This is a genomic window from Bacillus sp. JJ722 (assembly GCF_036963345.1).
Taxonomy (GTDB): Bacteria; Bacillota; Bacilli; order Bacillales; family DSM-1321; genus Bacillus_AD.
Genome location: NZ_JBALMO010000118.1, coordinates 1 through 2,205 on the forward strand (window position 1 = coordinate 1; position 2,205 = coordinate 2,205).

At 38.5% G+C, this 2,205-nt stretch carries 1 protein-coding gene; it reads right to left on the minus strand.

What is annotated here, in order from left to right:
* Positions 1-91: 91 nt before the first annotated feature.
* On the minus strand, positions 92-1,894 hold the full coding sequence (gene cstA / locus V7014_RS15275) for a carbon starvation protein CstA (RefSeq protein WP_335508296.1): 1,803 nt from the start codon (positions 1,892-1,894) through the stop codon (positions 92-94).
* Positions 1,895-2,205 lie beyond the last annotated feature (311 nt).

The window sequence follows — 2,205 nt, forward strand, 5'->3', positions numbered from 1 at the left end:
GTTTGAACGGGATAAATTTCTAAACAGCAAAAAAAAGCGACGTAGAAGATGATCTCCTTCGTCGCTTTCGCTGTTGGTCAAAGCTTTTCAATTAAGTTGTTCTCACCTTTGGTCCTTTTATGTCGACCCGTGGATTACTCCATAGTTCTTTCCATTTCTTAATCGCTGCAATCATGATAACTAGTCCTAGTCCTAACATGATGATTGATAATGTACCATTTAACATGCTATAGCCAGAAGCTGCTTTGTTCCAGTACACGTTTTTCACCATCCAGTAGCCAGCATAGTTAACTGTTACATACAAGTAAGCAAGCGGAACAAGACATGTTAACATATACCAACGTTTATCAGCGATTTTTAGAATAACAGTCGCACCGATAATTAAACCGATAGATGCCATTAACTGGTTAGATACTCCGAATAGTGCCCAAACAGAACTGATATCTCCTGAGAAGAGTAGATAGCCCCACATGAAACAAGCTAACGCACTGGCGAATATAGAACCAGGAATCCAATCTACTTTCTTAAGTGGTTTATAGAAATCACCTAAGAAATCTTGGATTAGGTAACGTGCTACACGTGTACCTGCATCAATTGCTGTTAAGATAAAGACCGCTTCAAACATAATAACGAACTGATAGAAATAGGATGCTAGATTACTAAACCAAGATATCTCTGTAAAGATATACGTCATACCTACAGCAAGTGTAACCGCTCCACCTGTTCGACCTTCTAGATCCATACCAATCTCTTCGCTAAGAGCTGGTAAATGCTCAACAGTCATTCCTAACGTTTTGAATACTTCTGGTGAAGAGTTGATTGCAAAATAATCTGATGGGTGAAGAGCCGTAGCGGCAATCAATGCCATAATACCAACAAGACACTCTACAAGCATCCCACCAAAACCAACTGGTTTAATATCACTCCAACGATCTAACATTTTAGGCGTTGTACCCGAGCCTACGAATGCATGGAATCCCGAGATAGCTCCACAGGCAATTGTGATAGAAACGAATGGCCATACAGGTCCTGGATTTACAGGGCCGCCACCATGAATGAATTCTGTAAATCCTGGCATTTGAATGACTGGATTTACAAAGAAAACGCCAATAATAAGTGCAATAAATACACCAATCTTCATAAAACTACTTAAATAATCACGTGGTGCTAGCAACAACCAAACTGGTAAAGCTGCAGCAAAAAAAGCATAAATTGGTAGAATAATAGCTAATGTTGAAGAATCAAGTGTTAATAAATCGCCAAGCCAAGTACCTTGAATTTTAGGCCCAAGGAATACACCGACCATTAGTAGAATAAATCCAATTGTCGTTGTTAACTTTAGATTTCCTGTCTTTTTATAAGCAATCCCTACTCCCATAGCAATCGGAATAGTGATTCCTACCGCAAATGTTCCCCAAGGATTTCTTTCTAGTGCGTGTAGAACAACCATTGAAAGTCCAGCCATTGTAATCGTAATAATGAATAACATGGCAAGTCCTGTACAGAACCCTGCAACTGGACCAAGCTCTTCTTTCGCAACTTCTGATAAAGATTTTCCTTTCATTCTCATTGAAGCGTAAAGAACAACTGCATCATGAACAGCTCCCCCAATTACTGCTCCAATCAATAACCAGATTAATCCTGGTAAATAACCAAACTGTGCCGCAAGAATCGGACCTACAAGTGGACCTGCTGCAGCGATTGCCGCGAAGTGATGTCCGAATGTTACCCATTTATTCGTTGGTATATAATCCTTACCATCATTTAATTCATGTGCAGGCGTTGGTATAGAATCATCTAATTTCAAAACCTTTGCTGCCATAAATGTTCCATACAATCGATATGCAATCATCAATATACACGCAGATGCAATAACAATAGTAACCGCATTCATTTTATTCAACCCCTTTATTTAATCGATAAATAAGATCATTTCGATAGCAAAATCATATTACACTTCATTACTAAAACAGGGATTTCAATTTAAAACGTCAAAAATAGACCGTGAAAAGCACTATTATTATGTTGAAATGCAAACTCTTTACATGAATTACATAACATAGTATAAAATAGAAAAAAATCGTCTATCTATTACATAATGATGTACGAAAGACGATTTAATCAACAAAAGCGCAGAGCGCCCGTTCAGCGCCGTATGAGACTTACGCACTTCGCACGAGATAAAGGAAACACGAAGAGCTGATA

Coding starts and splice junctions, on each gene's coding strand:
- cstA (WP_335508296.1), bottom strand. CDS start 1,894: ATGAATGCGGTTACTATTGTTATTGCATCTGCGTGTATATTGATGATT.